The organism is Sphingobium sp. SA916 (assembly GCF_002894065.1).
Lineage (GTDB): Bacteria > Pseudomonadota > Alphaproteobacteria > Sphingomonadales > Sphingomonadaceae > Sphingobium > Sphingobium fuliginis.
Window position 1 is genome coordinate 218,117 of record NZ_LXYF01000002.1, and the last position, 7,549, is coordinate 225,665.

General features: G+C 65.6%; 6 protein-coding genes. 1 reads left to right on the forward strand and 5 read right to left on the reverse strand.

What is annotated here, in order from left to right:
- Complete coding sequence (locus A8G00_RS02735; RefSeq protein ID WP_102999899.1) at positions 1-2,361, reverse strand: TonB-dependent receptor; 2,361 nt, start codon at positions 2,359-2,361, stop codon at positions 1-3.
- Between the two features lie 174 nt (positions 2,362-2,535).
- Here A8G00_RS02735 and A8G00_RS02740 point away from each other — a divergent pair, with 174 nt between their 5' ends.
- Positions 2,536-3,426: a LysR family transcriptional regulator gene (locus tag A8G00_RS02740; RefSeq protein WP_102999900.1), complete on the forward strand. Its 891-nt coding sequence runs from the start codon at positions 2,536-2,538 to the stop codon at positions 3,424-3,426.
- Positions 3,427-3,650: 224 nt separating this feature from the next.
- Here A8G00_RS02740 and A8G00_RS02745 read toward each other — a convergent pair whose 3' ends face one another.
- The 4 genes from A8G00_RS02745 to A8G00_RS02760 all read right to left on the reverse strand — a co-directional run bounded on the left by A8G00_RS02745 (position 3,651) and on the right by A8G00_RS02760 (position 7,434).
- Positions 3,651-4,742, reverse strand: coding sequence for a potassium channel family protein (locus tag A8G00_RS02745; protein WP_102999901.1), 1,092 nt, complete (start codon positions 4,740-4,742; stop codon positions 3,651-3,653).
- Between the two features lie 92 nt (positions 4,743-4,834).
- Positions 4,835-5,581: a type 1 glutamine amidotransferase domain-containing protein gene (locus A8G00_RS02750; protein ID WP_102999912.1), complete on the reverse strand. Its 747-nt coding sequence runs from the start codon at positions 5,579-5,581 to the stop codon at positions 4,835-4,837.
- Between the two features lie 81 nt (positions 5,582-5,662).
- Complete coding sequence (locus A8G00_RS02755; protein ID WP_102999902.1) at positions 5,663-6,253, reverse strand: hypothetical protein; 591 nt, start codon at positions 6,251-6,253, stop codon at positions 5,663-5,665.
- Positions 6,254-6,264: 11 nt separating this feature from the next.
- Entirely contained in the window at positions 6,265-7,434 is a 1,170-nt protein-coding gene (locus tag A8G00_RS02760; protein WP_102999903.1) for a zinc-dependent alcohol dehydrogenase, read from the reverse strand.
- Between the last annotated feature and the right edge of the window lie 115 nt (positions 7,435-7,549).

The window sequence follows — 7,549 nt, forward strand, 5'->3', positions numbered from 1 at the left end:
TCACCAGCGCGTCGACAGCGTCACGCCGTAGAGGACCGTTCCTTCGTTGGGCACGCAGGTGTTGGTGTTGCTGAGGCCGTCGAACGGCTCCTTGCGCAGACAGGTCTTTTCCGAGGTCAGATTGTCCGCGTAGAAGGAAATCTGGTGCCGCCGGTCCCGCCCGAAATCGAAGCCGATGGAGGCGTCGACGAAGAAGCTGGGATCGATATAGCCGCTGCGCGCCTTGGTCAGTTCATTATATTGCGCGCCGACATAGCGGCCGCTGAGCCGCCCGGTCAGGCGATTGTCGCCCAGCTCGACGGTCTGGCTTGCGGTCCCGTTGAACGACCAGCGCGGCGATTGCTGGAGCGGCGCGCCCTTGAGCGCGGTCTGCGGGGTGAGCGCGCCGACGTCGATCACCTCGGTGTCGAGGAAGGCGCCCGCCAGGTCCAGTTCGAAGCCGCCGCCGGGCGCGATCTTCGCCTCTGCCTCCACGCCGGTCAGCCGCGCCTTGGGCAGGTTGATGAAGGCCGGGCCCAGCACCGGCACCTGGCCGAAGGTCTGCAGGTCCTTCCAGTCGTAGCGGAACGCCGCGACGTTCATCTGCACCCGGCGATCGAACAGGCGCGACTTGAGCCCGAGTTCATAGGCGTTGAGCGTTTCCGGGCGGACCGGGGTGTTGCCGGTGCCGTTGAACACGCCCTGGGCGCGGATGTCGAAGGAACCCGACTTGAAGCCGCGCGAATAGCTGAGATAGGCCATGACGTCGGTCGCCAGTTCGTAATTGACGGAGATTTTGCCCGCCAGCTTGCTGACATCCTGCTTCAAGGGCGTGAGCGGGCCGTGGCAGCCGACCACGCCGGCCGCGCAGGGCAGGGTGAAATTGGCGGCGAGGCCGGTCAGGAAGCCGCGCGAGAAGAAGAAGTCGGCGGGCAGGCGGGCCGCGCCGGGCAGGCCGGTCACGCTGTCGAGGGCGGTGATCACGTCGCGCAGGCCCTGCCGCCTGTCATTGGTCCAGCGCAGGCCCGCGCTGATGTCCAGCCGGTCGGTCAGCGCATAGTCGAGTTGCCCGTAGAAGGAGGCGATCTCCGCCTTCTGGTCGATGGCGACCATCGGCACCACCGCCAGCGTCGGCGGTCCGGCGAAATTGTTGCGCACGATGGTGGCCAGGCTGTCCTTTTCATAGGACCAATAGGCCCCGGCGATCCATTTCAACGGCCCGTCCGTGCCGGATGTCAGCCGGACCTCCTGCGAATAGACGTCGTAGAGCGCGTCCTGGAACACCTGGAACTGGGCGTAGGGCAGGCCGCCGCCTTCCTCCGCATAGAGAACCTTGGTGCGGTCGAAGGCGGAGATGGCGGTCAGGGAGAAGCCGCCGAAATCATGGCGCAGGCGCAGCGATCCGCCCTCGAAATCGACATCGGCCAGGTTGCTGCCGGCGTCATAGGCGTCGCGCCAGCGCGACAGGGAGGGATTGAAGGTCAGGCCGCCCTTGCCGGTCGACACGCAATTATTGACGCGTTCGAACTGTTCGACGCCCAGATCGTTGGCGGGGCATGGGGTGACGCCGTCGGGCAGGAAGCGGCCGACCGCCTTGCGCGGCGGACGCGATCCGCGATTATAGCCGACATGGCCCGACAGCAGCAATTCCGTGTCGTCATCGGGTTGCCAGCCGATGCCGAAGCGGCCGGAATAGCGCTTCGTCGATCCGATCTTCTCGCCGGTCGCGACATCCCGGAACACGCCGTCGCGGGTCTGCACCTGCCCCGCCACGCGGATGGCGAGCGTATCGGTCAGCGGCACGCCGATCGCGCCTTCCACATCGATCCGGTTGAAGCGCCCGGCATTGATGCGGGCATAGCCGTTGAAGCCCTCGCCCGCGTCGGGCCGGCGCGACACATAGTTGATCGCGCCGCCGGTGGTGTTGCGGCCGAACAGGGTGTTCTGCGGCCCGCGCAATATCTCCACCCGTTCCAGGTCGAACAGGCCGAAGGTGCTGGAGAAAGGCGTCACGAGCGACACCTCGTCCAGATACTGGCCCACCGCCTGTTGCGCCGTAAGGTGGAAATTCTGGGTGCCGACGCCGCGGATGGAAATGCCTGCATTGACGGCAGAGCTCTGCTTGAAGCTCAGGTTCGGGAATTGCCGGACCAGATCGGTCGGATCGGCGATCCGCCGTTCGGCCAGGGCCTCTCCGCCCAGCGCGTTGATCGCGATCGGGATGTCCTGGACATTTTCCGCGCGCTTCTGCGCGGTGACGACAATGTCCTGGATGCCGGCCGATCCGGCATCGTCCTGCGCGGCCGCCATCGCCGGCAGGCAGAGCCCGGCGAGCAGCGCCAGCCTCGGCATGCGGCGCGCCAGATGTCGTTTCCCGTTCATATCTCCCCCTCCATGATCTGGCCGATCATCCGTCGGCCCCGCTTGTTCCGGGCACTGTCGCCATAAGGGGGCGGCAGGACAATGGGGCTCGACCTTGCCCGGTGACAAGGTGCAGCCTATACCCTGGTGCAGCGCCCGCAGAGGCGCTGCAGCAGCAGGGGGGAGAGATCGGCCATGTTCCGTTTCACGCCGCGCCAGTTGGAAATCTTCCTGGCGGTCGGCCGGGCGCAGTCTTTCCGTCAGGCGTCGGAAAATCTGCGCATATCGCAGGCCGCCGTCAGCGAGCAGATGCGCGCCTTGGAACAGCAGATCGGCGCCACCCTGTTCCACCGCAGGGCGGGACGCAGCATGCGCCTGACAGCCGAAGGCGAACGCTTCCAGGAAGGCGTCAAGACCTTCGTCCAGAAGGGGCATGAGCTGGGACGGCTGTTCCGCGGGGCGACGCCGCAGAAGCTGCGCATCTTCATCGGCACCTTCCTGCTTAACGAATATGTGCGGCCCGCGCTGCCGCGTTTCCTGATGGAGAATGCCGACATTGCCCTGGATTTCGTCCACAACGCGTCTGGGGCGGATGTCGACGACCAGGTGGCGCGGGGCATTCTGGACTGCGCGATATTCTCCCGCGAGCAATCCGATCCGCAAGGCGGGTTCGAACCGATCTTCGCAGAGCCGGCCTTCGTCTTCGCCACGCGGGAGTTGCGCGACCAGGCGAAGCTAAGGGGCTTGGAATCGCTCCCCTTCATCAGTTGGAACATTCCGCCGCTGCGGACCTGCGACCAACTGCGCATGCTCGCATCGGCCGGAGTCATGCAACCGGTTTTGCACAGCGAGGTGCAGCATCACGAGGTTGCCGTGGAACTGGCCACGCAGGGCGCGGGGGCCGTCATCATGCTGCATTCCACTGTGCAGAGGCTGGATCGCCAACACCGCCTGGTGCCGATCGTCAAGGTCGGCACCTGGGAGAGGCGGCTGTTCCTCTCCCAATCTCTCGATCAGGGCACGCGCGACCGCCTGGCTTTGTTCTTTCGCGAAGTCGTCGGCAACGGGGAAGCGCGCCGTGGGTGATTTCGATCCATCGGCTCTTCGATCGAAAGGTCCCAGTCACTTGCGACAGGATGGCGTTCTTCAGCTACACGACGTTCATGCCGGCAGATCGGACGCACCAGATCTCTTGCGATACCTGTCCTTTTGGGCGGCCATTGGCGTTTCCCATGGGTGCCTTTGATCCTAACAACGGCTGCCTCCAATCTTCACCGCAGAATTGCGGTCGGCAGCCCAAATCGCAAGCGTCAATATGCGGCGCCTGTCTCCGTTCGCGCGGGCCGCCGGTCGATCTCGGGCATGGCATAGCCCAGGGTCGGAGCAACGCGCCGGACCAGCGGTTCCCATTCCTGGCGTGCCGCGACATATGCCTCGATGCCGTCCGCCTTCACCGCGATCCCGGCGTTTCTGAGCGTCCGGGTCGCATGCAGATAGCTTTGGCGGAGGCGCTGGGCCTCGGCGGCGGCATCGCTGCGGACGTCGGCGGTCGGGAAGTTCGAATCCAGCGTCTCCAGCAGCAGTCGGGCGCCGCGTCGCATCGAGGCGGCCGGGGCGAAGGCCGCCGCAGCGCCATGGCGCCGCGAATCCAGCGCGGTTTCGATCAGGGTAGCCGCGTCGAGCAGGACGAAGGTCAACCGCGACACGGCGTAGAGCGGCTCCTCGAAGCGGAAGTAGAACAGCAGCGGATAGAAATGGTGCGCCTCCTTGGTCGCGGCGAGCGATCGGGCGAGATTGCCCAGCTCGCTGGCCGCGTTGCTCGCCTCGCCTTCCGGCATGAGCCGGGCCAGCATCACCGCCGCATCGCCGGTTCCGTCGGTCATCAGGTCAACCGCGAGCGCCAGGACATTGCGTTCGCGCAGGCCGGAATAGACCTGGACGAGATAACTCAGCACCAGTGACAGCACCGACGCGCCGATCAGCGAATTTATGAGGAAGAGCAGGCGCGTGCCGGTCGTGTGCGGCGAATAATCGCCGCCCCCGACGATCGACAGACTGTTCCCCGCGACCAGAAGCGCTGTCACGAAGTCGGCCGGGGACTCGCCGCTGGACGGCCGGATCGCGGTGCCGAGTTCCGGCCGGATCACGAGCGCAGCGCCCAGCGAAAGGCCGATCGCCCAAAAGCCTATCAGCGAAACGACGATGAGCGGGCCGGCGAATGAGAGCATCGTGCCGCGACGCCTGCCCGACAGCCCGGCGATGCCGTGGAGCAGCGCCCACATCCCACGGTTCCAGTGGGGCGCGAGCAGCCCGGTGCCCGCCCGCGCATAGAGCACGGTCAGGAAGATGTCGGCGAGGAACAGCAGGATCAACGCCGCGCCGAATATCTGTTCGATGATCATGTCCTACCCTCAACAGGCAATCGGGCGGCCGGGGATCTGCGCCCGGTCGGCAGTCCGGTTCCCACCGGCGCGCTCTTTCGGCTCCTCGACCCTTATATGGCGGCGGCATCCCCGTGGACCGGTGGCGCGGACTTCCGCAGGGCCTGGGCGACCGCTTCGCCTACGCCGCGCGCGCTTGCCGGGTTCTGGCCGGTGATCAGCCGCCCGTCCTCCACGACATGCTTGCCGAACGGCAAGACAGCCTTGGTGTAGCGCGCGCCGCGCGCCTTCAATTCTTCCTCCAGGTTGAACGGCACGATGTCTTCGCGATTGTCGGCCTGTTCCTCGGCCCAGGAGAAGGCGGTCAGGTCCCTGTCCTGCACAAGCCAACGGCCGTCGCCCAGCCTTGCCTCCATGAACCCCACCGGGCCATGGCAGACGGCGGATACGATCTTCCCGCTGTCGTGGAATTCGGCAAGGAGGCGGCCAAGCTCGGGCGAGCGGAAGTCCCACATCGTGCCATGGCCGCCCGCCAGATAGATGGCGTCATAGTCCGCGACGCTGACCTCGCCAAGCGGCAGGCTGTGGTTGAGGCGGTCCATGAACTGCCTGTCACGATAATGGCGGGTGACGTCGCCGCCAAGGCGGCTGTTGTGCCCCATTTCGGGCATCATCAGCCCCTGGGGATCGAGCGGGACCCAGCCGCCCGACGGGCTCGCAATCTCGCTTTGGAAGCCATGCTCCTCGACCGCATCCCAGAAATGGGTAAGCTCCCCAAGCCAGAGGCCGGTCCTGAACCCCACTCGATCATATTGGTCGACATTGGTCACGACGATAAGGATTTTGCCGGTTCGATCCATGATCATCCCTCATTCATTCAAATTGCGGCCGGGCTCCGCTGTCGCCGGCGAACGCCTTCGCCGGGTCAGGGATTGGCGACGCTAGGCGACCAGGTGAGGAACAGCGTCCGCCGTCTGGCCCTCCGCCCGATAATCCGGCGGAATGTCGAAGTCCTCGCGGGCAAGCCCGCGTGAGGCCTGCGGTCCCCGCGGAAGGCCCGACCGATCGGAATAGTCCCGCTCCCCGGAATGTGGGTCGCGGCGGTGCACAGCCTTGACGCCCGTATAGGCGATGATGTCGAGCAGGGTGATTCCCGCCACCAGGGCGATGGCGATCGCGGCATTGCCGCGCTTGGGATTGTCGCGGTGCAAGCCGGTTGCCAGGGTGGCCAGGTCGAGCGCGTCGCCGCCGATCCGGGCTGCAAGCCCCAGCGGCTTGTCCACCGACAGGGTCGGGATCGCGCTGGCCAGTTCGCGCACGCCATAGGCGCGGATCAGGCCTTCCTTGTCGTCAAGGCCCAGCGCGCGGGCGATGCGCCCGGGCGCCACCAGTTCGGTGATGCCCAGGCCGATGGAGAACCAGCCGAGCGCGCGCGCCAGCCGGTCGGCACTGCTCATCGAACTTGGACCCTTCTGCTTGACGCGGGGGTCCCCGTCGGACCGCGCGATACCGGTGAGATTGGTGAGAGGCATGGGTGCTTCCTTCAGGGTTGGAGCATGACCTTGATGCAGCCATCCGCCTTGTCGCGGAACGTGGCGTACATCTCGGGACCTTGGGACAGGTCGACCTTGTGGGTGATGACGAACGAGGGGTCGATCTGGCCGTCCTCGATCCTGCGGAGGAGATCGCCCGTCCAGCGCGGGACGTGCGCCTGCGCCATGCGGAAGGTCAGGCCCTTGTTCATGGCTTGCCCCATCGGAATCTTGTCGACCAGGCCAAGGTAGACGCCGATGATCGAGATGACGCCGGCAGGCCGGCAGACATAGATCATCTCGCGCAGCACATGCGGCCGGTCGTTCTCCACCATCAGCATCTGCTTGGCGCGGTCGATCAGCGTGTCCGGCTGGCCCAGATTGACATGGCTCTCGGTGCCGACGGCGTCGATGCACTTGTGTGGCCCCTCTCCGCCGGTAAGCTCGTTCAGCCGCTCGACGACGCTTTCCTCCTCGAAGTTGATGGTGATGGCGCCCGCCGCCGCGGCCATGGACAGGCGTTCGGGAAGGTGGTCGATGCCGATCACCTGCTCGGCGCCCAGCAGGATGGCCGACCGGATCGTCATCTGGCCGACCGGGCCGCAGCCCCAGACCGCCACCGTATCGCCCGGCTGGATGTCGGCCTGAACGGCGGCCTGCCATCCCGTCGGCAGGATGTCGGAGAGGAAGAGGAGCTTCTCGTCCTCGATCCCGTCGGGCACCTTGATGTGCGTGGTGTCCGCGAACGGCACGCGCAGATATTCGGCCTGACCGCCCGGATAGCCCCCGGTCAGGTGGGTGTATCCGAACAGCCCCGCCGTCCTGTGGCCGAAGGCCTTGTCGCCCAGTCCGCCCTTCCGGTTCGTCCGCTGACAGACCGAGAAGTTGCCGCGCCGGCACTGGTCGCATTCCCCGCACTGGATCGTGAAGGGTATGACGACGCGGTCGCCTTTCTTGAGCGAATCCTTGGCCGCGCTGCCCACTTCGACGACTTCGCCCATCGTCTCATGGCCCATGATGTCGCCGGGCAGCATGGCAGGGATCAGATTGTGGAAAAGGTGAAGGTCGGAACCGCAAATCGCGCAGCTTGTAACCTTGATTATGGCGTCGCGGGGGTTTTCGATCGAAGGATCGGATACGGTATCATATCGGATGTCCTCCTTGCCGTGCCAGACTAGCACTACTTTGGCAGAAGTGTAATTTTTGGGATTCCCCCGGCGCAGGATGCGTGATTCATAGGGAGCCAGCTTTGATGGAGGCTGGTGATGGAAGGGGATTGGCAGGGCGATCTTGAGC

Bases quoted from the DNA above. Each gene is read 5' to 3' on its own strand.
- A8G00_RS02735 (WP_102999899.1), bottom strand. From the start codon at position 2,361: ATGAACGGGAAACGACATCTGGCGCGCCGCATGCCGAGGCTGGCGCTG.
- A8G00_RS02750 (WP_102999912.1), bottom strand. From the start codon at position 5,581: ATGGATCGAACCGGCAAAATCCTTATCGTCGTGACCAATGTCGACCAA.
- A8G00_RS02740 (WP_102999900.1), top strand. From the start codon at position 2,536: ATGTTCCGTTTCACGCCGCGCCAGTTGGAAATCTTCCTGGCGGTCGGC.
- A8G00_RS02745 (WP_102999901.1), bottom strand. From the start codon at position 4,742: ATGATCATCGAACAGATATTCGGCGCGGCGTTGATCCTGCTGTTCCTC.
- A8G00_RS02755 (WP_102999902.1), bottom strand. From the start codon at position 6,253: ATGCCTCTCACCAATCTCACCGGTATCGCGCGGTCCGACGGGGACCCC.